This window comes from Nocardia sp. NPDC003693 (assembly GCF_053981095.1).
The window spans coordinates 117,873-141,041 of record NZ_JBSFNO010000016.1; the positions used below are offsets into that span (position 1 = coordinate 117,873).

General features: G+C 69.8%; 25 protein-coding genes. 20 read left to right on the forward strand and 5 right to left on the reverse strand.

From position 1 onward, the window contains the following. The first annotated feature begins 43 nt into the window (after positions 1-43). Positions 44-454, forward strand: coding sequence for a hypothetical protein (locus ACWDOP_RS19435; RefSeq protein WP_456346214.1), 411 nt, complete (start codon positions 44-46; stop codon positions 452-454). Between the two features lie 14 nt (positions 455-468). Here ACWDOP_RS19435 and ACWDOP_RS19440 read toward each other — a convergent pair whose 3' ends face one another. Then, a complete protein-coding gene (locus ACWDOP_RS19440) occupies positions 469-2,004 on the reverse strand; it encodes an MFS transporter (protein ID WP_456346215.1) in 1,536 nt (511 codons plus the stop codon). A gap of 88 nt (positions 2,005-2,092) precedes the next feature. Next, positions 2,093-4,132 (reverse strand): CocE/NonD family hydrolase, encoded by a 2,040-nt coding sequence (locus ACWDOP_RS19445; protein WP_456346216.1) that lies wholly within the window; start codon positions 4,130-4,132, stop codon positions 2,093-2,095. 137 nt (positions 4,133-4,269) lie between these two features. Between ACWDOP_RS19445 and ACWDOP_RS19450 the strand changes: the two genes are divergently transcribed. The 5 genes from ACWDOP_RS19450 (at position 4,270) to ACWDOP_RS19470 (ending at position 9,053) form a co-directional block, all read left to right on the forward strand. Beyond that, a complete protein-coding gene (locus tag ACWDOP_RS19450) occupies positions 4,270-4,926 on the forward strand; it encodes a TetR/AcrR family transcriptional regulator (RefSeq protein ID WP_454203239.1) in 657 nt (218 codons plus the stop codon). A 93-nt stretch (positions 4,927-5,019) separates the two neighbouring features. Next, positions 5,020-6,288 carry a glutamate-5-semialdehyde dehydrogenase gene (locus tag ACWDOP_RS19455; protein ID WP_456346217.1) on the forward strand — a complete coding sequence of 423 codons (1,269 nt, stop codon included), beginning with the start codon at positions 5,020-5,022 and terminating at the stop codon, positions 6,286-6,288. Positions 6,289-6,313: 25 nt separating this feature from the next. Next, positions 6,314-7,198, forward strand: a complete 885-nt coding sequence (locus ACWDOP_RS19460; RefSeq protein WP_454203241.1) for an AAA family ATPase — start codon at positions 6,314-6,316, stop codon at positions 7,196-7,198. A gap of 4 nt (positions 7,199-7,202) precedes the next feature. Then, entirely contained in the window at positions 7,203-8,705 is a 1,503-nt protein-coding gene (locus ACWDOP_RS19465; protein WP_456346218.1) for a vWA domain-containing protein, read from the forward strand. 15 nt (positions 8,706-8,720) lie between these two features. After that, positions 8,721-9,053: an MmcQ/YjbR family DNA-binding protein gene (locus tag ACWDOP_RS19470; RefSeq protein ID WP_456346219.1), complete on the forward strand. Its 333-nt coding sequence runs from the start codon at positions 8,721-8,723 to the stop codon at positions 9,051-9,053. Between the two features lie 57 nt (positions 9,054-9,110). On the opposite strand, the gene ACWDOP_RS19475 is transcribed toward ACWDOP_RS19470, so the two are convergent. Beyond that, positions 9,111-9,896: an RNA ligase family protein gene (locus ACWDOP_RS19475; RefSeq protein WP_456346220.1), complete on the reverse strand. Its 786-nt coding sequence runs from the start codon at positions 9,894-9,896 to the stop codon at positions 9,111-9,113. A gap of 125 nt (positions 9,897-10,021) precedes the next feature. Here ACWDOP_RS19475 and ACWDOP_RS19480 point away from each other — a divergent pair, with 125 nt between their 5' ends. The 5 genes from ACWDOP_RS19480 (at position 10,022) to ACWDOP_RS19500 (ending at position 13,010) form a co-directional block, all read left to right on the forward strand. Further along, a complete protein-coding gene (locus ACWDOP_RS19480; protein ID WP_454203245.1) occupies positions 10,022-10,708 on the forward strand; it encodes a hypothetical protein in 687 nt (228 codons plus the stop codon). Between the two features lie 85 nt (positions 10,709-10,793). Then, the gene (locus ACWDOP_RS19485; protein ID WP_456346221.1) at positions 10,794-11,246 is read left to right on the forward strand and encodes a hypothetical protein; all 453 of its coding nucleotides are present in this window, start codon (positions 10,794-10,796) and stop codon (positions 11,244-11,246) included. 145 nt (positions 11,247-11,391) lie between these two features. After that, positions 11,392-11,562 carry a hypothetical protein gene (locus ACWDOP_RS19490; RefSeq protein ID WP_456346222.1) on the forward strand — a complete coding sequence of 57 codons (171 nt, stop codon included), beginning with the start codon at positions 11,392-11,394 and terminating at the stop codon, positions 11,560-11,562. 592 nt (positions 11,563-12,154) lie between these two features. Beyond that, complete coding sequence (locus ACWDOP_RS19495; protein ID WP_456346223.1) at positions 12,155-12,424, forward strand: DUF6959 family protein; 270 nt, start codon at positions 12,155-12,157, stop codon at positions 12,422-12,424. 187 nt (positions 12,425-12,611) lie between these two features. Then, positions 12,612-13,010, forward strand: a complete 399-nt coding sequence (locus tag ACWDOP_RS19500; protein ID WP_456346224.1) for a hypothetical protein — start codon at positions 12,612-12,614, stop codon at positions 13,008-13,010. A gap of 19 nt (positions 13,011-13,029) precedes the next feature. On the opposite strand, the gene ACWDOP_RS19505 is transcribed toward ACWDOP_RS19500, so the two are convergent. Then, positions 13,030-13,665: a TetR family transcriptional regulator gene (locus ACWDOP_RS19505; RefSeq protein WP_454203248.1), complete on the reverse strand. Its 636-nt coding sequence runs from the start codon at positions 13,663-13,665 to the stop codon at positions 13,030-13,032. 96 nt (positions 13,666-13,761) lie between these two features. On the opposite strand from ACWDOP_RS19505, the gene ACWDOP_RS19510 reads away from it, so the two are divergent. Next, complete coding sequence (locus ACWDOP_RS19510) at positions 13,762-14,544, forward strand: SDR family NAD(P)-dependent oxidoreductase (protein WP_456346225.1); 783 nt, start codon at positions 13,762-13,764, stop codon at positions 14,542-14,544. 62 nt (positions 14,545-14,606) lie between these two features. Here the strand turns inward: ACWDOP_RS19510 and ACWDOP_RS19515 are convergent, their stop codons facing one another. Next, on the reverse strand, positions 14,607-15,257 hold the full coding sequence (locus ACWDOP_RS19515; RefSeq protein ID WP_456346226.1) for a Uma2 family endonuclease: 651 nt from the start codon (positions 15,255-15,257) through the stop codon (positions 14,607-14,609). Between the two features lie 207 nt (positions 15,258-15,464). Here ACWDOP_RS19515 and ACWDOP_RS19520 point away from each other — a divergent pair, with 207 nt between their 5' ends. The 8 genes from ACWDOP_RS19520 to ACWDOP_RS19555 all read left to right on the forward strand — a co-directional run bounded on the left by ACWDOP_RS19520 (position 15,465) and on the right by ACWDOP_RS19555 (position 23,167). Next, positions 15,465-16,160, forward strand: coding sequence for an RsiV family protein (locus ACWDOP_RS19520; protein WP_456346227.1), 696 nt, complete (start codon positions 15,465-15,467; stop codon positions 16,158-16,160). A gap of 71 nt (positions 16,161-16,231) precedes the next feature. Then, positions 16,232-16,876 (forward strand): nicotinate-nucleotide adenylyltransferase, encoded by a 645-nt coding sequence (gene nadD, locus ACWDOP_RS19525; protein ID WP_454203254.1) that lies wholly within the window; start codon positions 16,232-16,234, stop codon positions 16,874-16,876. Next, positions 16,873-17,286 carry a ribosome silencing factor gene (gene rsfS / locus ACWDOP_RS19530; protein ID WP_454203255.1) on the forward strand — a complete coding sequence of 138 codons (414 nt, stop codon included), beginning with the start codon at positions 16,873-16,875 and terminating at the stop codon, positions 17,284-17,286. Before nadD ends, rsfS begins: the two co-directional genes overlap by 4 nt. Further along, positions 17,286-17,948, forward strand: a complete 663-nt coding sequence (locus tag ACWDOP_RS19535; protein WP_454203256.1) for a histidine phosphatase family protein — start codon at positions 17,286-17,288, stop codon at positions 17,946-17,948. The genes rsfS and ACWDOP_RS19535 overlap by 1 nt, the downstream gene beginning before the upstream one ends. Then, positions 17,938-18,795 carry a diglucosylglycerate octanoyltransferase gene (gene octT, locus ACWDOP_RS19540; RefSeq protein ID WP_456346228.1) on the forward strand — a complete coding sequence of 286 codons (858 nt, stop codon included), beginning with the start codon at positions 17,938-17,940 and terminating at the stop codon, positions 18,793-18,795. Before ACWDOP_RS19535 ends, octT begins: the two co-directional genes overlap by 11 nt. 17 nt (positions 18,796-18,812) lie before the next feature. Beyond that, on the forward strand, positions 18,813-19,655 hold the full coding sequence (locus tag ACWDOP_RS19545; RefSeq protein WP_456346229.1) for a DegV family protein: 843 nt from the start codon (positions 18,813-18,815) through the stop codon (positions 19,653-19,655). A gap of 529 nt (positions 19,656-20,184) precedes the next feature. Next, positions 20,185-21,012: a ComEA family DNA-binding protein gene (locus ACWDOP_RS19550; RefSeq protein WP_456346230.1), complete on the forward strand. Its 828-nt coding sequence runs from the start codon at positions 20,185-20,187 to the stop codon at positions 21,010-21,012. Between the two features lie 1,216 nt (positions 21,013-22,228). Continuing rightward, entirely contained in the window at positions 22,229-23,167 is a 939-nt protein-coding gene (locus ACWDOP_RS19555; RefSeq protein WP_456346231.1) for a ComEC/Rec2 family competence protein, read from the forward strand. The last annotated feature ends 2 nt before the right edge of the window (positions 23,168-23,169 follow it).

Sequence of the window (23,169 nt, forward strand, 5' to 3'; positions counted from 1 at the left end):
TGTGCCCCGATACCGGGGCGATCGAACGACACCGGGAGCAGCCATGACCACCGTATCGACCGAGATCACCACCGCCGACGACTTCGCCGCCGCCTGGACCGAGATGTGGAACAGCGCGCCCGAGCTGGCGAACGACCTGTGCGGCAGCGACTTCCGCATCGCGTTCGGCAGGGACGAGGGCGAAGGCAAGCATCCCGCCGACGCCGTGCGCGGCCCGGCGGCATTCGCGGAGTTCCTCCATGCCTACCGGCGCGCCCGCACCGGCATCCGCTTCGTCCTCGACGGCCACGCGGTGGGGACCTTCACCCGGAACGGCCCCGCGGCCTTCTCCTGCCGCTGGTACGCCGAACTTCCGGATGGCAACGGCCGCAGCGGAATCGACTTCTTCGAGACCGTCGACGGCAGACTGGTCCGCGTGTGGTCGGTGACCGCCGAACGCCGTTTCCCCTTCTGACGGTCAAGGATTCGCTATTCTGCGCCGCCCCCGGTGGATCGGCCGCTGCGCGCCGGTTCCAGCGGCGGCGCGGAGATGGCACAGAAGGTGCGGCATTCCGGTTCGGCCTCCGGGGGCGCGGCGGCCAAGGCGTCGTCCTCGACGGTCAACACGGTCAGCACGGCCGCGAGCAGCATGAGCGCCACGCACACGAACAACGCGATCCGGAAGCCGTGTTCGAAGTCGGCGGGGTTGTTGTACGCGTCGCCGGTGAGCCCGGCCAGCGGGGGAATGGCCGCCACCGCGAGCAGTCCGGCGGCCCGCGCGACCGCGTTGTTGACCCCGCTCGCCACCCCGGCGTGCCGTTCGTCGGCGCTGGCCAGCACCGTGGCGGTGAGCGGGGCCACCGCGAGGGTGAGCCCCAGGCCGAAGACGATCGCGGCGGGCAGCACCGTGCCCAGATAGGAGGTGTGCTCGCTGACGCGCGTCATGAGCAGCATGCCCGCCGCGGCCAGCAGCACCCCGATGGTGATCGGCCACCGCGGTCCGACCTTCTGCGCGAGCGCCCCCGCCCGCGCGGAGAACAGCAGCATCAGCACGGTGCTGGGCAGCAACGCCGTTCCCGCGGCGATCGGGCTGAATCCGGCGACCACCTGCAGGGTCAGCACCAGCAGGAAGAACACCACCCCCATCGCCCCGTACATGACGAAGGTGACCGCGTTGATCGCTGTGAACTGCCGCGAGGCGAAGACGTCCACCGGCACCATCGGCTGCGGTCCGGTCGGCGCGGGCCCGTTCGCGCGGGCCGACCGCCGCCGCTCGACGACCACGAACACCATGCCCGCCACGACGCCGAGCACCGCGCTCCCGACCACCAGCGCCCGATTCGCACCCGCCTCCGGCGCGGTGGTCAGCGCGTAGGTGATGCCCGTCAGGCACAGCGCCGCGGCCACCGCCCCCAGCACGTCGAACTTCCCGTGCGACCCCGCGTCCCGCGTCTCGGGCACGTGCCGCACCGCCACCAGCACCACCACGATCGCCAGCGGCACGTTCAGCAGGAACACCCACCGCCACCCCGCGTACTCCACGAGCCACCCGCCCACGAACGGCCCGATGGCCCCGGCCACCCCGCCCAGCCCCGACCACGCGCCGACCGCGGGCGCCCGATCCCGCGGCGTGAAGGACGCCTGAATGATCGCCAGCGATCCCGGCGTCAGCAGTGCCCCGCCCACCCCCTGCAGCGCCCGGGCCGCGATCAGCATCTCGACGTTCTGCGCGGCCCCGCACAGCGCGGACGCCACCGCGAACCACACCACCCCGATCACGAACACCCGCCGCCGGCCGAACCGGTCCCCGAGCGCCCCGCCCAGCAGGATCAATCCGGCCAGCGTCAGCGAGTACGCGTTGACCGTCCACTGCAATCCGGCCATCGACGCCCCGAACTCGGCCCCGATCCGGGGCAGCGCCACGTTCACCACCGTGGCGTCGAGCATCGCCATGCCCGACCCCAGGACGGTGGCCAGCAGAACCCAACGGCCGGCGGCGGACGACAACCGGATGCTCGCGGTCATACGGTCACGGTAACCGGCGAGCCGGTCCCCGGCCGCCGGGAGAAATCCCGGGCGAGCCGCCGGGTCCGCGGTGTTCGCCGCCGGCGCCTTACAGCGGCCGGTCGGTGGGGATGTTGATCCAGCTGGGCGCGGCCGGATCCAGCACCAGATGCTGTGGGCGCAGCTCGGATTCGATGAGCAGGGCCGGGATCAGCATGCCCTTGGGGAAATTCGAGGCGTAGACGTCGACGCGCAGGCGATGGCCCGGCCGCAGGACGGCATCGGTTGCGGCCAGGGCGATGTCGAGGGTCGCGGCCTCACCCGGGACCGTCGGCTGCCGGGTTTCCAGGGTCAGGAAGTGATAGGGATCGGTGTAGTCGCCGTTGGCCGAGCGTTCGCTCCTGCTCTCGTCGATCGCGCGCAGCGACGAGGTGAGCTGACCCGAGGTCAGCACGGTGGAGGTGCCGTCGGGCGCGACGTCGTTCACGGTCGCGGTCCAGTACCCGTCGGTGGCGTCGTGCACCGTGTTCAGGTGCAGCGCAATCGGTCCGGAGATCCGGGTGGCCTCGGCCACCGGGGCGCCGGTGAAGGTCAGCGCGGCCGTCTCGGCGATCCGCGAGTCCTTGGCGCAGGCGTCGATCACCGACAGCGCCCCGGCGGTGATCTGCGCGGAGTCGCGCGAGCACAGCGTGGACAGCCCCGGTGCGACGGTCAACCGCGCCGGTCCGGGTACGTCGGCGCGCAGCGACCCGTCGTGCACCACCTGCCCGGTCGTTCCGCTGGGATCCGCCGACAGATACATCCGGCGGTGTTCGGCCGCGGCCGTCGGGAACGAGCTGTCGCTCACCCAGCCCGCGCCCTGCTGCGCCAGTGTGACCGGCCCGAAGCCGTCGATGCCGTTGTCGATTCCCTTGAGCCACCTGTCGAACCACGCGCGCTGCAACACGTCCAGGCGCGGCGGCGCACCCGGCGTACCCAGTCCCGACCCCGCGGTGACGTGGTACCAGTCGCCCATGAGCAGCTGCTTCTGTCCCGGCGGCAGCGGAATCTCGTTGTAGATCTGCGGTTCGGTGTAGGCGAAGATGTCGTGCCAGCCGCCGACCACGAACGTGGGCACCCGGATGTTCTCGGGCCGGCCGAACAGTCCGCTGCGGAACGGCCCCTCGGCATCGAGGAAGGTACGCAGATGCGGCGGGATGGCGTCCACCGACGGCACGAACAGCGCCTGAATCATCAAGTCCAGGTAGGTGAACGGGCTCGCCACCCGATCGGCCAGCCACTTCCAGTCGAATCGCCCGGTCGCGGCCGCGGTCAGATCCGGGATCAGCTTCGAGAAATCGATGGCCGACACCCACAGCGGCAGGAAGCCGACGCCGACGCCGCCACCGGGAGCCGCGGTGTCGCGCAACAGATCCGAGCCCGGCACCACCGGGAAGATCGCCTTCAGCGCCGACGGTCGTTTGTCGGCGGCCTGCACCTGATTGATCGCCGAGTACGACACCCCGGACATGCCAATGGATCCGTTCGACCACGACTGACTCGCGGTCCACTCCAGCACCTCGAGGGTGTCCTGCTGTTCCCGCGCCCCGAACGCCTCCCAAATCCCCTGGGAGAAACCGGTTCCGCGCACATCCACCACGACCTGGGTGTACCCGCTCTGCAGCAGTTTGCGGTCCACGGCGAAGTTGCGGGTGATCCCACCGGACAGCGTCCGCACCAGATCGCCGACGCCCGAGGCCGGGGTGCCGTTCAGATCGAACAGGTCGAAGCGGTTCATGACCGAGACGAAACCGTCGAACAGCAGCGGCACCGACTGGGCCGAATCCGCCAGCATGGACGCGAGTTTCGTGTACGGCGTGAGGTTGACGATGGTCGGGGTGGGTGTCTCGACGATCCGTCCGGCCCCGTCCATCGGCCGGTACACGTTCGCCTTCAGCACGGTGCCGTCGCTCATGGTCAGCGGCACATCCCAGTCGATGTGCACGCCGGGGTAGAGCGGAGCCTGGTCGTAGGTGGCGTTCCAGTCCGGAGCGCCCGCGACGGGATCGATGCCCTCCGCTGTCGATATGGGTGTGGCGAGCGCGCCCACCACGGTCGCGGCCACTGCCGCCACGGCCAACCGCATCGCGGCGCCGCTGATTCTCCTCATGGCGTCGATCCGCCCCTTCATGGCTGTCCGAGACCGTCGTGCCCCTGCCGGCCCGGATAGAAACTGTTGCGTACCCAACTGTCGTGGCTCACTGTAACCGGGCTCACTTCCGCGGACAAGGCCGCTACAGTGCAGACATGGCAATCGCAGCGCAGGTGTCGCGAGATCGACTGCGGCCCGGTCCGAGTGCCTTGACCCGCGAGCAGGTGCTCGCCTCCCAGCAGGGCCGTCTCGCTCTGGCCGTGCTGCACGCGGTGGCCGAATCGGGCTACCCGGCCACCACGGTCGCCGACATCACCAAGCACGCGCAGGTCTCGCGCCGCACCTTCTACGAGCTGTTCGCTGGTAAGGAGGAGTGCTTCGCGTACGCCTTCGACATCGCCATGGAACTGCTGCAGAACCAACTCGGCACGGCCCTGGAGGCGCACGCGCAGGCGGACTGGCAGCACCTGATCCGCCGCTCCCTCGAGTCCTACCTGGCCATCCTCGCCGCCGAACCGGCCGCCGCCCGCGCCCTGCACATAGAGGCCCTGGCCGCCGGGCCCGCGTTCGCCGAGCGTCGCCATCGCATGAAGAAGGTCTTCGCCGACCGCATGATTCGCGCGCACGCCCTGGGCGTGGAACGCGGCGAACTGACCGGCACGCCGTCGCCGGGCGTGGTGGACCTGCTCATCGGCGGCATCGAGGACCGCATCCGGGACTGCCTGGAGACCGCCGGCCCCGCCCGCCTCCCGGCCCTGGCCCCGGACCTGAGCATCGCGGCGATCGCGCTGCTGCGGGCTCCCGCCGAGTGATCCGCCCACCCGCCGCACCGGGGACCCGGGGACTGCGGCGGTCTGCCCCAAGTCGGCGAAAGCCCGCCCCGGCCCGGTCAGTACGCTGTACCCATGACAGCTTCGACCGCCACCGAACTGGACAACGTTCGCAAGGTGGTGCACGCCGCCGCACGCCGGGCCCGGGTGGCCTCGCGCGCGCTCGCCCAGCTCACCACCGCGCAGAAGGACGCCGCGCTGCACGCCGCCGCCGACGCCCTGCTGGCCGCCAAGGATCGACTGCTCATCGCCAACGGCGAGGACATCGAGCTCGCGGCGGCCGGGGGCACCCCGGAAGCGCAGCTCGATCGCCTGCGCCTGACCGCGGCCCGCGTCGACGGCATCGCCTCGGGGCTGCGGCAGGTGGCCGGGCTGCCGGATCCGGTCGGTGACGTGGTGCGCGGTTCGACGCTGCCCAACGGCCTGGAGATCCGTCAGGTGCGGGTCCCGCTCGGGGTGGTCGGCATGGTTTATGAGGCGCGGCCGAACGTCACCGTCGATGCCTTCGGGCTCACGCTCAAGTCCGGCAACGCGGCGCTGCTGCGCGGGTCGTCCTCCGCGGTGCGCTCGAACGCCGCGCTGGTCGAGGTGCTGCGCGAAGCGCTTGCCGCGCAGGGTCTTCCGGCCGATTCGGTGCAGCTGCTGCCCGCCGACGACCGCTCCAGCGTGACCCACCTGATCCAGGCCCGCGGGCTGGTGGACGTGGTCATCCCGCGCGGCGGCGCCGGGCTCATCAACGCCGTCGTGCGCGACGCGCTGGTGCCCACCATCGAGACCGGCACCGGCAACTGCCACGTCTTCGTGCACCGGAACGCGGATCTCGATATGGCCGAGAGCATTCTGCTCAACGCCAAGACCCGCCGCCCGAGCGTGTGCAACACCGCCGAGACCGTGCTCGTCGACGCCGCCATCGCCGAGACCGCCGTACCCCGGCTGCTCGCGGCCCTGGACGGCGCGGGCGTCACCGTTCACGGCGACCTGCCCGGGCTGGTGCCCGCCACCGAGACCGACTGGGCCGACGAATACTTGTCCCTGGACATCGCTTTGAAGGTCGTCGACGATCTGGACGCGGCCGTCGAGCACATCAACCACTGGGGCACCGGCCACACCGAGGCCATCGTCACCGGTGATCTGAAAGCCGCGCGCGAGTTCACCACCCGGGTCGACGCCGCCGCGGTCATGGTCAACGCCTCCACCGCCTTCACCGACGGCGAGCAGTTCGGCTTCGGCGCGGAGATCGGCATCTCCACCCAGAAGCTGCACGCCCGGGGCCCCATGGGCCTGCCGGAACTGACCTCCACCAAATGGATCGTGTGGGGCGACGGCCAGATCCGGCCCGTCTGAACACTTTCGAAGAAAGGCAGCTCCCGTGGCTCCTACAGCAGCACCGATTCAGGAGCCGATCTTCTCGTCGGTCGACGATGTGATCGAGCGCCTGGCCGGCACCGGCTATCTCGCCGACAAGGCCACCGCCACGTCGGTTTTCCTCGCGGATCGGCTCGGCAAGCCACTGCTCATCGAGGGTCCGGCCGGCGTCGGCAAGACCGAGTTGTCCAAGGCCGTGGCCCAGGTCGCGGGCGCGGAACTGGTGCGCCTGCAGTGCTACGAGGGCGTGGACGAGGCGCGTGCGCTCTACGAGTGGAATCACGCCAAGCAGATCCTGCGGATCCAGGCGTCCTCGGAGAACGACTGGGCGGAAACGAAATCCGACGTCTTCACCGAGGAATTCCTGCTCTCGCGCCCGCTGCTGACCGCCATCCGGCGCAGTGATCCGACCGTGCTGCTCATCGACGAGACCGACAAGGCCGACGTCGAGATCGAGGGCCTGCTGCTGGAGATCCTGAGCGACTTCTCGGTCACCGTGCCGGAATTGGGGACGATCACCGCGACCCGCAAGCCGTTCGTGGTGCTCACCTCCAACGCCACCCGCGAGCTGTCCGAGGCGCTGAAGCGCCGCTGCCTGTACCTGCACATCGACTTCCCGGACGAGGATCTCGAGCGTCGCATCCTGGCCAGCCGGGTGCCCGAGCTCAAGCCCGCGGTCGCCGCCCAGCTGGTGCGGGTGGTGCACGTGCTGCGCGGCATGCAGCTCAAGAAGCTGCCCTCGGTGGCGGAGACCATCGACTGGGCGCGCACGCTGATCGCGCTGGGCGCCAAGGATCTCGACGACAAGACCGTGCGCGCCACGCTCGGCGTGGTGCTCAAGCATCAGGCCGATCACCTGCGCGCCCAGTCCGAGCTGAAGCTGGCCTGAGGCCATGAGCGGCGGTTCCAGCTCGTCCCGCGGCTTCGTCTCCGCGGCCGTGCGCGCGGTCACCGGCGGGGGAGCGCCCGCGCCGCGCCCGGCCACCGCGGTGCCGGGCCCGACCGCCGAGCACGGGTTCTCCGGGCACCTGGTGGGTTTCGTGGAAGCGCTGCGCGCCAGGGGAATTCCGGTCGGGCCGTCCGAAACGGTCGATGCCGCACAGGTGCTCACCGTGCTGGACCTGATGGACCGGGAGGCGGTGCGCGAGGGGCTCGCCTGTGCGCTGCTGCGCCGGACCACCCAGCGCGCCACCTACGACGGGCTCTTCGACCTGTGGTTCCCGGCGGCGCTGGGCGAACGCATCGGGGCGGCCGAGGTCGAGATCCCCTACAAGCCGGACGGTTCGGTGAACATCATCGAACTGCGGCAGATGCTGGCCGAGCTGCTGATGCAGGAGCCCTCGCCGGAGCAGGAGCAGCAGCTCCAGGCGCTGGCCGCGCAGATGGTCGAGCAGATGGGGCAGTACCAGGCCGCCGGCGGGCCGTCGTTCTCCAGCTATCAGACGCTCAAGGATCTGCAGCCCGAACTGCTGGTGGCCAAACTGCTGGCCGGGCTCGCGGCGGGAATGGACAACTCCGACTTCGATACCGAGGTCGCCCGGCGCACCGCGCGCCAGCGCATCAAGTCGTTCCGGGGCACCGTGGAGGCCGAGACCCGGCGTCGCGTCGCCGAGCGCATCGGGCGCGAGCGGGTCGCCAATTACGGTGTGGCCCGCCAGGCCGAGGACGCGGACTTCCTGCGCATCTCCCAGAACGAGCTCGACGATCTGCGGCGCAGCAGTCAGCGGCTGGCGCGGATCCTGGCCTCGCGCTTGGCTTCCCGGCGGCGCAAGGCGCGTCGCGGGGAGATCGACCTGCGCAAGACGCTGCGCAAGTCCATGTCGACCGGTGGCGTTCCGGTCAACCTGGTGACTCGCAAGCCGCGCCCGGGCCGCCCGGATCTCGTGCTGGTGTGCGATATCTCGGGTTCGGTGGCGGGATTCTCCAGCTTCACCATGGTGCTGGTGAACGCGTTGCGCGAACAGTTCTCCCGCGTACGGATTTTCGCCTTCGTGGATCGGGTGGACGAGGTCACCCAGCTGTTCGACGCCACCACCCCGTTGGATCAGATCACCCGGCGCATCTTCACCGAGGCGCACGTGGTCGGCATCGAGGGCCACTCCGATTACGGTTCGGCCCTGGAGGGTTTCGCGGAGCAGTTCCCCGACGCGGTCACCAGCCGCACCTCGCTGCTCATCCTCGGCGACGCCCGCACCAACTATCGCGATCCGGCGCTGGACACCCTGCGTCAACTGGTCGGCGTCGCCAAGCACGCCTACTGGCTCAACCCCGAGGCCGAGAAGATGTGGGGTACCGGCGATTCGGCCGCCAAGAAGTACGCCGACATCATCGAGATGCACGAGTGCCGTTCCGCCCGCCAGCTCACCGCCGTGGTCGGCCGCCTGCTGCCCATCTGATTCGAGGAGCGCGCCATGGATGTACTCGCCTACTGCCTGGCCAAACCCGGTGCGTGGCAGGACGAACCGTGGGAGGGAGACATCGTCGCGAAGGTCGGCGACAAGATCTTCGCCTTCCTCGGCAACGGTGACTCGATCGGGCTCCAGTGCGGTACCCGGGCCGAGGCGGACGAGTTGATCGCGGTGTACCCCGAGGACGTGTCGGTGTCGGCCTATATCGGGCGGTACGGCTGGAACAGCATCGCGCTCGGCGGGAAGATCCCCGAGGACGAACTGCGGGAGTTGATCGACGCGTCGTACGAGACCATCGTCGCCAAACTGCCGAAAGCCAAGCGGCCCACGGTATGAGCGGGCCCGTACCGCACGGGTGTTCCGCACGGTACGGGCCGCGGTCGGTTCGGGGTGTTACTTCGACGCGGCGGCCGAGCGCCGCCGGCGCAGCGTCCGCTCGTAATCCTCGAAGCGAGCCTTGGCGATGACGGAGCGGTCCGGGGTGCGCAGCACGATGCCCTCCGGACGTCCGCCCGCCTTATCGTCCAGCCCGCACCGGGTTTCGGGCAGGCGCGCGGCGAGGAAGTCGCGCGTCGCGTCGAGCTCCCGGGGCAGGTCCGCGGCATCGAGGGTGAACAGGCGCGGGGTCAGCTCGACCCCGGCGTGCGCCGCGGCGGCGGTCAGTTCGGTCTCGTCGACGAACGACTGGCCGCCCGCCTCGCGCCAGGCGGAGATCTCCTTGACCGGGCGCGTGAACAGCTCGGTGTAGTCGTGCAGCACCGCCACGTCGAACAGCCGGTAGCCGACCGTCAGGGTGCCGGTGTACTGCTTGCTCGCCGCGGTCACCTTGCCGCCGTAGGTTTCCAGGAAGTACACCCGCACCGCGTCGCCCGGGGCGTCGAGGGCGTCGGCGAAGTCGCGCAGCGCGGCCACGATGCCCTGCGCGGGGTTTCCGATCAGATCGCCCTTGGCGCACAGCAGTTCCTCGCGGCTGCCGAGCAGCCAGGTGCCGTCGGGCAGGCAGATGACGCGGGAGTTGGATCCGTCGACCTTCTCCGTGCCGATGACGGGTCCGTCGAATTCGGTGACGGCGTCGGTCAGCGCGCCGCGTTCACCGAGGCGGTGATAGGTCGCGATCGAGGGGTACTTGGTCGCACTGTTGATCACCTCTAGGTCGGCCGTGCGCAGATCGAACGTCATCGCGGTATCGTGCGCGCCGCCCGCGACCGCTGTCCACTCATTTCGGACTCGCCGAATCGGGCCATCACGGCATTTGTCATGAGAGTGTTGACCCCGTTGACTTTTCGACGGAAAGATCCCACCGCATGAGCCCACACCCGTCCCCGCCCGCTCCGCCGAGCCCGCGCAGTGCGCTGCTGCCGAACGGATTGGGCACCGGACAGCCGACGCCCCCCTCGTCGAGCTCCAAACTGCGCATGGCGCTCGCCGCCGCGACCTTGGCGTTCGTGAGCCTGCTCGGCATTCTGCTCGGCATCTCCGCCCTGGAAGCCGACGACGACGCCACGGTCGCGATCCCCACCACGACCACGACGGTGGCGAGCGCGCCGATCCCCGTGATTCCCACGGTGCCGACCACCACCGAGGCGGTCACCTTCCCCGGTTGGAGCGAGGTCTACACGGACCGGGCCCTGAGCATCCCCGCCGCGACGACCGCGTGCGCCCAGTCCGGCGTCGATTTCGACCTCCCCGCCGGCCAGCCCACGACGACCCGCGACACCGACCTGTCCGTGAAGATCGGCTGCGGCGGCGCTCTGACGACCGGCGCCGGCCAGGCCCTGGGCCTCTCGGTCTCCGGCCCCACCCCCGAAGGCTGCCGCACCGACGCCCTCGAACAGCCGATGCCGAAGACGACCGACCTCCTGCCCGCCGGCGCCGAGTACTGCGCGATCACGAGCAAGAACGCCGTCGTCTACTTCCGCGTGACCGCCGACGTCCCCGACGACACCCACCTCCGCGAACTGACCGCCACCCTCTGGACCCGCGAGCCCTGAGCGGACCAGCGGCCGCGCTCGACACCGTGCTGCGGGCGTCGGCCTCGGCTGCGGGCATCGCTCACAGACCACGCCGACACCTGACATGGAAGTGGCGATGGCAGGGGAGACGGCGGAGCCGGGGTGGGAGCCATTGCTCCAATTCCGGTCCGGAGCGTGGATCGGTGTGTTCGAGTGCGCAGTGTGGCTCGGTGATCGGGGCGCGCCCAGGAGGATTGTCGAGGGGCGCTACCCGATTCCGCTGTTGCCGTTGCTCGAGTTCGACCGCGAGATGGTCGAATCCGCAGTCGGGGAACGGATGATCGAATTGGGTTGTCCGGCTTCCATGTGCGCGACCGTGGGCGTCGAATCGCTGTTGCGGGCGGGCGTCGGGATGAGGAGCGTCTACTGGACCGAGCTGGGGCTCTCGTGGGTGGAGGCGGGGCCGGTGCCGGTGGAGTTGCGGGATGTGTTGTCACTCTTGGCGGATCGGTCGTGGACCACGCAGCGTATCCGGCACCGGGCCGTTCGGCAGTTGCGGAAGTGCACGGGGCCGTAGGCGGATTGAGGAACGCGCCGGCAGCAGTTGGTGTCGACCGGCGGGGAGCGTCGAAAACGGATCGACGCGGCGGGCGCGGCATCCCTACCGTGTCCCCATGTGCTTCTACCCGAACACGTCGCACTGGGTGTGCCTGGGATGCCGTGTGTCGTTCAAACATCCGACGGGGCGGCTGTGGGCGCGGTGCCCGGAGTGCCGGGGCGGGATGACCAACGCCGGACCGCATCTCGAGGTGCCGCGCAAGGCCGACCGGGCCGGGTGGCGAGTCCTCGCGACGGTGCTCGAGTCGGGGCTGACCTTTCACGGCGGGTGCTGAGGCACCGGTCCCGGGTATCGGCCGCGTACATCGCGTGAGGTTCGTGAGCGCGTGAACCTCGCACGGCGGGAGGGTATTTCGGTCGGGGAGGCGCTGGCATTGTTCGATCCGACGATATTCGACCGGCGGCCGGGTGTGGGCGGGCGTTGACGCGGCGGCCTTGCTCGGACCGATAAACGGTCGATTCGGTGCGGTCGGCTGCGTAGCCTGCGGGCATGGGGTTTCATCCGTGTAAGTCGCATTGGGTGTGTTTGGGGTGCCGGGTCTCGTACAAGATGCCGGGGTATCGAGAGCCGGCGGTGTGTCCGCAGTGCCGGGCGGGGTTGATCAATGCCGGTGAGCAGCTCGCGGTTCCGCGTAAGGCGGATACGGCCGGGTGGCGCGTGCTCGCGATCGTGCTCGGCGCGGGGCTGACGTTCCGTGCGGGCTGCTGTGGGACGGGGCCGGGATATCGGCCTCGGACGTTGGCGGAGGTTCGGGAGCGCGTGAACCTCGCCGAGCGCACCGGGATGCCGATCGGGGTCGCACTCGCGCTGGCAGATCCGGCGGGCGTCGACGGGCGGTCGCGATTCGGGCAGCGGGTGGGGCGGGGATGACGTACGAGGCGACGATCCTGGCCACCGCCGGACAGCACACGCTGGTGCAATGGGAGGGTCGGCGGTTTCCCGGCGTCACCATTCAGGGGGATTCACTGAGCATTCTGGTCGCGGCCGCCGAGGAAGCCGAGGCGGAGCTCGCGCGGGGGAACGCCGAGGACGCGGGGTTCGCGCTGGCGGAGGTTCGGGAGGCGCTGACCGACATGCAGCGGGCGTACGAGGCGATGATGGCCTCGGTGGGGAAGGATTTGCCTTACCAGCGGTGACGACCGGGGTCCAGGTCGTTCCGGCATAGTGGGTGCCGATCGCTGCGCGAGACATTCCAAGGGGGCGGAAGTTGTGGTGGGAGAGTTCGATTCGGAGCGGGTGCGGGTACTGGCCCGGCCGAGTGGTAGGCCGAGGGGGTCGCTCGCGACGTTTGTCGTGTGGCCCGCCATCGAGCCCAGGTTGTATATGGATCGGCTGCGACAGCTGATTTCGGGGGCGTTGACGATCGCGGAACTCGATTTCGCGGGCGAGCCGGCGTCTTTCGAGGCGTTGCCGCCGTGGTTCTTGGAGCGGGACGAGATCGCTTTCATCGCCGACCGCAGGTACTCGGAGGCGCGCGCCGAGGAGCCCTGGACGATCCGGGAGTGGATTTCCTGTTTCGCGCCCGGACTGCGCCGCTGGTCCTGGTGGGACGTGACGGTTCGCGCGAACGGAACGGTCGCGGTGTGGGTGGATATCGTTGGAGACGAGCACATTCCGTGCGAGGAGCTGTGGTGGGCGCTCTACATCTGCGGAGCAGGGACGGTCGAGTCGTTGAGGCTCGAACTGCCCGAGACGTGGCAGGCGGAGACTCTCGGAACGTAATGGCGTGGGGCCGAAGGGCTTACAGCAGCGTTCCCTCGGCCAGGTGGGCCAGGTAGGTGTCCACCACGTCGGCGGGGGAGGTCTCACCCGTCGTCGCGGCCCAGTGCTCGGTGGCCAGGCGGACTGCGGTGTTCGCCATCGCCGCGGTGAGCGCCACGGAGATATCGGTGGCCGAGCGGTTCGTGCGCGTCGCGATGATGGGAATCAGCCGGGTTTCCGCGTCCTGCTGGACCCGCAGCCACGTGGAACGCAGGGCGGGAAGCTCGGTGACCGCGCGCAGCACGGGGTGCAGGAGGGTGTCGGGGATGCCCGCCTCGGTGAGCGCGTGGGCGGTCGCGGAGCGATAGGACCTGGCGAGCGCGTCGCGCAGCGGCAGATCCGGGGGACAGGCGGCGAGTTCATCGGCCCAGGCCGTCGTTCCCGCTGCCAGCAGGGGTGCGACCACGTCTTCCTTGGCGGGGAAGTAGCGGTAGAACGTGCGCAGTCCCATGCCCGCGGCGGCGGCGATCTCCTCGACGGTGGTTGCGGCGTAGCCGTTTTCGGCGAAGAGTCGGGCGGCGACCAGGGCGACCTGGCGGCGGGTGGCCGCGCGGCGGGTTTCGCTGAGGGCGGGACGCCCGGGGCCGGGCGTGGCCGTGGTTCGGTCGCTGGTCACAGGCGCACTCTACAGAGCGGGAAAGATTTAGTGGCGCGGTGTGCCATTTATGGCATATTGTGTCACTAAAGTACTCACCGTCGAGGAAGAGATCTCATGAACCGTCTCGAACAGCGCCGCATCCTGGTCACCGGCGCGGGCTCCGGCATCGGCCAGGCCACCGCACTTCGTCTGCTGTCCGAGGGGGCAATCGTCGTCGGCGCGGACGTCAACGTCGAGGGTCTGGAGCTGACCCACAAGAACGCCACCGAAGCCGGCACCGGCGAGCGTTTCACCGCCCTGGAGCTGAACATCGCGGACGAGGCCAACGTCGTCGCGGGCGTCAAGAGCGCCGTCGACACCCTCGGCGGCCTGGACGCACTGGTCAACGCCGCGGGCATCCTGCGCGCCGCGCACACCCACGAGACCTCCCTGGATCTGTGGAACCAGATCATCACCGTCAACCTGACCGGCACCTTCCTGGTGATCCGCGAGGCCCTGCCCGCCCTGCTGGCCAACCCCAGCTCCACGATCGTGAACTTCAGCTCCACCTCCGCGAACTTCGCGCACCCCTACATGGCCGCCTACTCCGCCAGCAAGGGCGGGATCCAGACCCTCACCCACGTCCTGGCTCTCGAATACGGCAAGCGCGGCCTGCGCGCGGTGAGCGTCGCCCCCGGCGGCATCAAGTCCGGCATCACCGACGCGACTCCCGGCTACCTGCCCCAGGATTCGGACTGGTCCCTGTTCCAGCGCCTGATCGCGATTGTCCCCCAGGACAATCCGGCCGAGATGGCGAGCCCGGAGAACGTCGCGGGCGTGATCGCGATGCTCGTCTCGGACGACGGCCGCTTCATCAGCGGGACGGAGATCCGCATCGACGGCGGCGCGCACACGTAATCCCCACCCCGGTCCGGGATTCCGCAAGGGCTCATCTCGGACCGGGCGGCATCGGCACCGATTCAGAATTCCAGTTCGGTCCAGGGAATGTGGATCGGGAACGGGTGATCGAAGTCGATGCCGTCGACAGCATCGGTCCATTCGCCCGCGACGATGTAGTTGGCCGGGCGCAGAGGTGCGACGCCGTCCGGTAGTAGCCCGTGGCTGGTTTCGAGGCCGTACACGCGAACCACCTTGATGCGGCGGGGGTTTCGGCCGAGGATCACCTCCCAGTACCAGGGGATGCCGGCGGCCGCGTAGCGGGCCTTCTTCGCCTCGACGTCGCGTTCGGTGTTCGAGGGGGACAGCACCTCACCGGCGAGCAGGACATCGGACGCGCGGATGTCCTGGTACTCCTGGTCGAGGCAGCGATAGACGAGGAAGTCCGGGGTCACGAAGTCGGATTTGCCTGTCTTGCCGAAGAAGACGTTGGTTTCGACGGATGCGCGCCAGCAGTCGTCGAGGCGCTCGGTCATCGCCGCACGGGCGCACCGGCGCAGGGCATTCCGGAACTCGACCGGGCAATCCTGGTCTTCTGCGGGCCCACGCCGGGCCCACACCACTCGACCGGCCCACAGTTCGATCTGCCCGGCGATCTCGTCGGGCAGCTCGTCGAGTTGCTCCCAGCTCATGAACTCCGGGAGATCCGGTTTCTCCACGTGCGGGATCGACATGCGGTCAGAGTACCGAGGACAGGCCGTTCACCAGCGGCTTCCGGTCGCGCGCGACCCTGCGGCCGTGCTTCGTGCAAGATGCCCGCCGCTACGGAAAGCGGAGTAGCCCCGGACCATTGGCCGCTCGTTAGGGAACCGTTGGCGGGTGGCCCGACAGTTGTCGCAACGCCGGGAACAGCCCGGCAGCCTGCGACTTCGGAGAGCGACATGGGGCAGCGTAAGACAGTTCATCTTCTACTCGCCATGGTGCTGGCGGCGCTCACCATGGGCGCGGTCAGCGTGGTGGCCAGGGGTGAGGCGGTGGTCGGATTTCGGTCGAGCACCTACACCCTCGAGGGACACCACTACAAGGTCGACGTTCCGCGATTCGACATCGACGGGGTCGACGGGGCCTACCTGCAGGCCCGGGACGTCTTCAACCGCTCGGTGCGGCGCGCGGCCGACATCTACATCGCGCGGGCGGGGGACCACGTGGACGTCAAGACCGGGACGAACTACGTCTACACCAATCAGCAGGTGCTCAGCACCAAGTTCTCGGTGAGCATCTACGCCGAGGGCGCTGCGCACCCGTACGAGGACTTCATCACCCACAACACCCGGACCGAGACCGGCAAGGCCCTCGTGCTGCGGGACCTGTTCAAAGACGTGAACAGCGGCCTCGCGGTCCTCAAGGACCAGGCCGTGACCCTGGTGCCCCAGGCCACCCACGGCGAGCCCTACTACAAGGACGCCCTGCTCCCCAAGGAAGACAACTACCGGCACTGGGCCGTGGCCGAGGACGGCCTGCGGATCTACTTCGGCGAGATCGCCTCGCACGCGGCCGGAAACATCATGATCACCATCCCGTGGCAGGCCCTGAACAACGTCCTGAAGCCCGAGATGAAGGCCGCCCTCACCGCCTGACCCACCCACAACCGAAAATGACAACCGCCGGGACGACGTTCCGGCGGTTGCCCCCGGTAAGCTCGCTATTCGTGCATACGACAGGGCGCCGCAAGCTAGGGGTGATGGGCGGCACCTTCGACCCCATCCACCATGGGCATCTGGTTGCCGCGAGCGAGGTCGCCAACACCCTCGAACTCGACGAGGTCATCTTCGTCCCGACCGGGCAGCCGTGGCAGAAGGCGGACCGGCTGGTGAGTTCGGCCGAAGACCGATATCTGATGACCGTCATCGCCACCGCGTCGAACCCGAGCTTCTCCGTCAGCCGGACCGACATCGAGCGCGGCAAGAAGACCTACACCATCGACACCCTGCGTGAGCTGCGCGAACAGTATCCGGACGCGGATCTGTACTTCATCACCGGAGCCGACGCGCTGGCCAGCATCCTCACCTGGCAGGATTGGTCGGAACTGTTCGAACTGGCGAAATTCGTCGGGGTCAGCCGTCCGGGGTACGAATTGAACATCGACCACCTGGCCGACTATCTCCGTGATCACCCCGCCGACGCCGTAACCATGATCGAGATCCCCGCCCTCGCCATCTCTTCGAGCGAATGCCGGCGGCGAGCGAGCGAGGGCCGGCCGGTGTGGTACCTCGTCCCGGATGGCGTCGTGCAGTACATATCGAAGCGGCACCTCTACGTGCCGCACAGCAATGGGAAGGTGGCGGCAGGGTGAGCGCATCAGTCGAAGCGGTCAAGATGGCGACGGTGGCGGCATTGGCGGCCGATGAGAAGCTGGCCGCGGAAGTCGTCGTGCTCGACGTCTCCGAGCAGCTCGTGATCACGGACTGCTTCGTGATCGCGTCCGCGCCGAACGAGCGCCAGGTCAACGCCATCGTCGACAACGTCGAGGACAAGCTGCGCGACGCCGGGTACAAGCCGGTGCGCCGCGAGGGCACCCGCGAAGGTCGTTGGGCGCTGCTGGATTACGTCGACATCGTGATCCACATCCAGCACAACGACGAACGCGACTTCTACGGCCTGGAGCGGCTGTGGAAGGACTGCCCGCAGATTCCGATCGAGGGCATCGAAGCGCAGCGCGCCAAGGTCGAGGCCGACGCGAACGACGAGGCCGGAGACGAGTAGTGAGCAGTAAACTCGCCGGCGTCCGCCGGCTGATCCTGTTGCGCCACGGGCAGACCGAATGGAACGCCACCGACCGCATGCAGGGCCAGATCGACACCGAACTCAGTGAACTGGGCCGCCGTCAGGCCAAGGACTGCGCCCCCGACATGGCCACCAGCGATGTCATCCACATCGTCTCCTCGGATCTGCGGCGCGCGCACGACACCGCGCTCGCCGTCGCCGATCACGCCGGCCTGCCGGTGGTGACCGACACCCGGCTGCGCGAAACCGATCTCGGGCAGTGGGAGGGCATGACCCACCACGAGGTCGACTCGCTGTATCCCGGTGCGCGCAAGGAATGGCGCATGGATCCGACCTTCACCCCGCCCGGTGGCGAATCCAAGCTCCAGGTCGGCGCCCGCGCGCTGCCCGTGGTGCACGAGTTCTTCACCGAGCGCCAGGACTGGCCCGGCCGTACGATCGTGCTCGTCGCGCACGGCGGCCTGATCGCGGCACTGACCGCGGCGATCCTGGACCTGCCGCCCGTGAACTGGCCCGCGCTGGGTGGACTGGCCAACACCAGCTGGGTGCAGTTGACCAGCCACGGTCCGAGCATGGACCGGCCCGGCTGGCGGCTCGATGTGTGGAACGCGGTCGCGAAGGTAGCCCCCGATGTCCTCTGATACCGCCGGTGAACGGCAAGTCTCCGACGAACTGCTGCGCCAGGCGTCGGAGGTGACCAACGTCAGGCAGGCGCCGGACGCGCTGTTCGGCGGCGCGACCGAGCCGGAACCCGACACCACCGCACGACCGGTGCTCCTGGTGATCGGCGACTCGCTGTCCTATTTCGGGCCCAAGGGCGGGCTCGCCGCGGACCATCCCCGCATCTGGCCCAATCTCGTTGCGGCCGAACTCGGCTGGGACGTGGAGCTGGTCGCGCGGATCGGCTGGACCTGCCGCGACGCGTACTGGGCGCTGATCGGCGACCCGCGCGTGTGGGCGAGCGTGCCGCGCGCCGGCGCGGTGGTCTTCGCGACCGCCGGAATGGATTCGCTGCCTTCGCCTTTGCCGACCGCCCTGCGTGAGCTGATCCGCTACGTGCGGCCCGCCACCGCCCGGCGCCGGGTGCGCGAGGCGTACAACTGGTTGCAGCCCAAGCTTTCTCCGCTGGGCTGGCCGGTGGCGCTGCCGCCCGCGGTGAGCGTCGACTACCTCGAGCAGTCGCGCGACGCGCTGGCCGGACTGCGGCCGGAGCTGCCGATGATCGCGGTGCTGCCGTCGGTGCACAAGTGCGACGCGTACGCGCGCGTGCACACCGGGCGCGAGCCCATGGTGCGGGCCGTGAGCGACTGGGCGCGCAACAGGTCGATTCCGCTGGTCGACCTCGGCGAAGCCGTGCGGGACAACGTCTTCCACGGTGAGGCCAACCCCGACGGCATCCACTGGGGCTGGGAGGGGCACAGCGCCGTCGCCCGGGCCATGGTGAAGGTGCTGTCCGAGGTCGCGGTGCGCGAGGGCAAGACCGCATGAGGAAGGTCCGCTAGCCGATGGCCGTCGTGGTTGTCACGGACTCGTCGGCCAGCCTGCCCGCGGACCTCGCCGCCGACCTGGGCGTGCTCACGGTTCCGTTGCACGTGCTGGTCGACGATCGCGAGATCCGGGAGGGCGTGGACGATTGCGAGATCGACTACAGCTCCTCCGCGGTGACCACCTCCGGCGCCTCGCCGGGTGATCTGCGCGCGGCGTACGAGCGCGCGCTGGACATGAGCGACGGTGACGGTGTTGTCGCCGTGCACATTTCGCGGCAGCTCTCGGGCACCTGGGAAGCCGGGCGCACGGCCGTGCGGGACATGGACGCCGCCGACCGGGTGCGGCTGGTGGATTCGCTCAGCGCCGGGCTCGGGACCGGATTGCCGGTGCTGGCGGCCGCGCGCCGGGCGCGAACCGGGGCGCCGCTGGACGTGGTGTACGACTCGGCGGTGTCCGCGGCCAGCCGCGGGCGCACGTTCATCGTGGTGAACCGGACCGAGCAGCTGCGCCGGGGCGGGCGATTGAGCAGTGCCGCGGCGTTCTTCGGCACCGAGCTGGTGACCAAGCCGATTCTGCAGATCGTGGACGGGCGCATCGAGCTGCGCGAGAAGGCGCGGACGCGGTCCAAGGCGTTCGCGAAACTGGTCGCGGCGGCGGTGGACGCGGCGGGCGAGGACGGTGCCGCGGTGGCGGTGCAGCACCTCGGGGCGGAAGAGGCGGCGAACACCATCGCGGGGCAGCTGCGGGACCTGGTTCCGGGAATTCGGGAGCTGATCGTGAACGAATTCGGACCGACGCTGGGAGTGCATCTCGGTATGGGTGCGGTGGGTGCGCTCGTCGTGCCCGGCGGATGCGGGTGATCGGCGTAATCGCTGATCAGAGCGCTGTGGTCGTGCGCGGGCCGCGTTAAAATCTGGCTTTCCACAACGGAATTCGCTATCCACAGGCCCGCGGAAATGCCGGGTCGCGGCACATGTCGGCCTGCGCTCGCGCCCTACCGTCGCCTGCATGCCACGCATCGACGAACACACTCCCGCGGCTCGCAGGCTCGGCGCACTGACCGGCTCCGAGCCCACCCCACCTGATCCCGGGCCGCGCGGCGGATCTCGCTGGGACGAGAATTCGGTCGATCCACCCGCGCGGGAGTTCCGGGATTGCGGGGCGGACGGATTCGCTCCCGGGCGGGCGGACGGCCGGCGTGGTTCGCGACCGCCGGGTGGGGCGTACGAAACGTCGGACGAACGTGAGATCTCCGGGCACACGGCGCGGCTCGATCACGGGGCGGCGCGGAGCAGCGGGGAGCGGGAGGCGCGCGAGCCCGGCGGATTATGTGCTCCCGCTTGGTATTCCGGGGGCGGCGGGGGCGCGGTGCCCTGGTACGCGCGGGTGATGCCCGAGCGGTTCCGGGGCACGCGGTGGGATCCCGGGCCGCGCGGGGTGGTGGTGCTGGCGGTGGTGGCGGTGCTCGCCGTGGTGCTGGCGGGGATGGTCGCGCTGCGGGAGGAACCCGAGGTGTACGCGGTGCCGCCCATCGGACCGCTGACGAGTGCCGGGCCGGTATCCGGTGCGGCGCCGGATGGTTCGGGCGGTGTCCCGAACGCCGGCGGGGGCGGTGCTGTCGCGAAAGCCGAGAACGGTCCCGGCAGTTCGGGTCCCGGCCCGCAGGGTCAGCCGGACGAGGCCGCACCCTCCCGCTATCCCACCGCGCCAGGCCCGTCCGAGGTGAACGGACACCCGGCGTCCACCGGCGAGCTGGTCGTGAGCGTGATCGGCTTCGTCGAGTACGGCGGCCTCCGCCGCCTGCCCGCCGGCTCCCGGGTGGCCGACGCCCTGAAGTCCGCGTCCCCCCGCCCCGACGCCGACCTCTCCGCCCTGAACCTGGCCCAGCCCCTCACCGACGGCGACCAGATAGTGGTGGGCAAACCCGCTCCCCGCCCCCAGCAGATAGCCACCACCATCCTCAATTCCGCCAAACCCCCGTCCACCGCGACCGCCCCCACCTCCGCCCGCCCCGCGACCCCCGCCGCCAAGATCAACCTGAACACCGCCACCGAGGCCGAACTCGACGCCCTCCCCGGCGTAGGTCCCATCACCGCCAAGTCGATAGTGACCTGGCGAACCACCCACGGCCGCTTCACCTCGATAGACCAACTCGCCGACATAGACGGCATAGGCCCCGCCCGCCTGGCCCGCCTCCGCGCCTCGGTGACGATATGACCACGCCGGGCGGTACGCACCCGACGACTCGCTTCGACACGAAAAGCGCTGTGGCACTTTGCTACCGGCGCTGCGAGGGGAACGCGACACCACCACCTGGCCGACACATGATCCACACCTTCGATAGCCGCGATGATCATCGCATGCGCTCGGCCGCGTCGGCTTCGATCCGTCCGGGCCCTACCGGCCCTGGGAATGAAGCGCCCGATGGATCGCTTCAGGCGGATGGACCATGCCTTTCGGAGTTGGGACCAACCCCACGCCGCGATCGGGAGTGCGGCGATGGCCCATGTGAAATGTGCTGCCGCCCCGCGGAAGGAGGCGTCGGATCGGGTGGTGATGCAGTTGGTTTCCGGCGGCGTGCCGGCGTCGGTTTCACGGTGGAATGGGAGTCGAACTCGCCTGCGGGAGTGGGACCCTCCGGCTCCGGTCGCAGTCAACCGCAGGTCTTGCCGTGACGGGCGGGAGGAGCGAGCGCGGCGCGCCGGGGGAGACGGAGGACGCGGAGGCTCCGCAGGTTCTGGACGCGCGGTTGGTGCCTGCGGCGGGGTGCGCGTGGGGGTCGATGATCGTGGCGCTGGTTGGGGGATGGCGGGCCGCGCTCGGGCTGGCCGGGGTGTGTGGAATCGCGGCGATCTGTTTGTGCTGCTGGGTTATCGGGCGTTCGAGGGCGGGAGGGGTTCGGGCGGGTGGCGTGGGGCGGTCCGGGGCGGGGGATGGTGACGCGGGACGGGGCGACTTCGACCGCAGGACTCGTGCGGGGCGGGGTTCGGGGTGGTGGGCCGGCGGATATGTATGGGTTGTGTTGGCGGGGTTGGTGGTTGGGGTGGGGTACGGGGTGGCGGGGGGATGGGTGGCCTACCGGGTCGAGGGGCATCCGATGGGGGCGCTGGTGGATGGGGAACGGGTTCGGGTCACGGCCGTGGTGGCCGAGGACCCGAAGAAGTTGAGTGGGGCGGGGTTTCGGGGGCGGGACTGGATCGTGCGGCTCGAGCTCGTGGAATTTCGGCGGGATGTCGGAGGGGGAGACCGCGCGGGTGAACCCGGCGTGGGTGGTGCGGAAGTCGTGCGGGGCGGGGGTGAGGTGATCGCCTTCGTCCGGGAGGCGGGGTGGGTGGGGCTGTTGCCAGGGCAGCGGGTCGTTTTCCGGGGGGAGGTGGACGTGGGGTGGGGGCGTGGGGTGACCGTGGGAGTCGTTCGGGCGGAGGGGGTTCCGGTGCGGGTGGGGGAGGCGCCGTGGTGGCAGCGGGTGGCCGGTGGGGTGCGGGCGGAATTCGCGGGGGTGGCGGAGCGGAGTCTGGGGGAGGAGGCGGCGGGGCTGCTGCCGGGGCTGGTCATCGGGGACGTTTCGCGAGTATCGGAGAAGGTCCGGGAGGACTTCCGGGAGACACATCTGTCGCACCTGACCGCCGTGTCGGGGGCCAACGTCACCATCCTGCTGGGGGCGGTGCTGCTGGCGATGCGGGCGCTCACCGTGGATCCGCGGGTGGGGGTGGTGGTCGCGGGGGCCGCGCTGGTGATGTTCGTCGTGCTGGCCCGGCCCTCGCCGAGCGTGCTGCGCGCCGCGGTGATGGGGGCGGTGGCGCTGCTGGCGATGGTGGGTGGACGGCGCAAGCAGGCCGTTCCGGCGTTGTGCGCGGCGGTGATCGGGCTGGTGGGATGGTCGCCGGGACTGGCGGTCGACTGGGGATTCGCACTGTCGGTGGTGGCGACCGCGGGGCTCGTGGTGTTCGCCCCGGGCTGGTCGGAGTGGCTGCGAGAACGGGGCTGGTGGCGAGCGCCCGCCGACGCGGTGGCGGTCTCGGCGGCCGCGTTCGTGGTGACCACGCCGATCGTCATCGCGATGACCGGTCACGTGAGTCTGATCGCGATCGCGGTGAATGTGCTGGTGGAACCGGTGATCGCGCCGATCACCGTGCTGGGGGCGCTCGGGGCCGTGCTCTCCTGCCTCTGGTCGCCGGCGGCGGAAGTCGTCGTGCGGTGTACCGGGCCGCCGCTGTGGTGGCTGCTCACCGTGGCCGATCGGGCGGCGGCGCTGCACGCCTCGGTGCGGCTGCCCAGCGGGGTGCGGTCGGGGGTGATCGCCGCGGTGCTCTGCGCGATCGTGCTCGGCGCGCTGCGCCCGCGTCGGCGCGGTGTCGGGCGTGACTCGTAGGA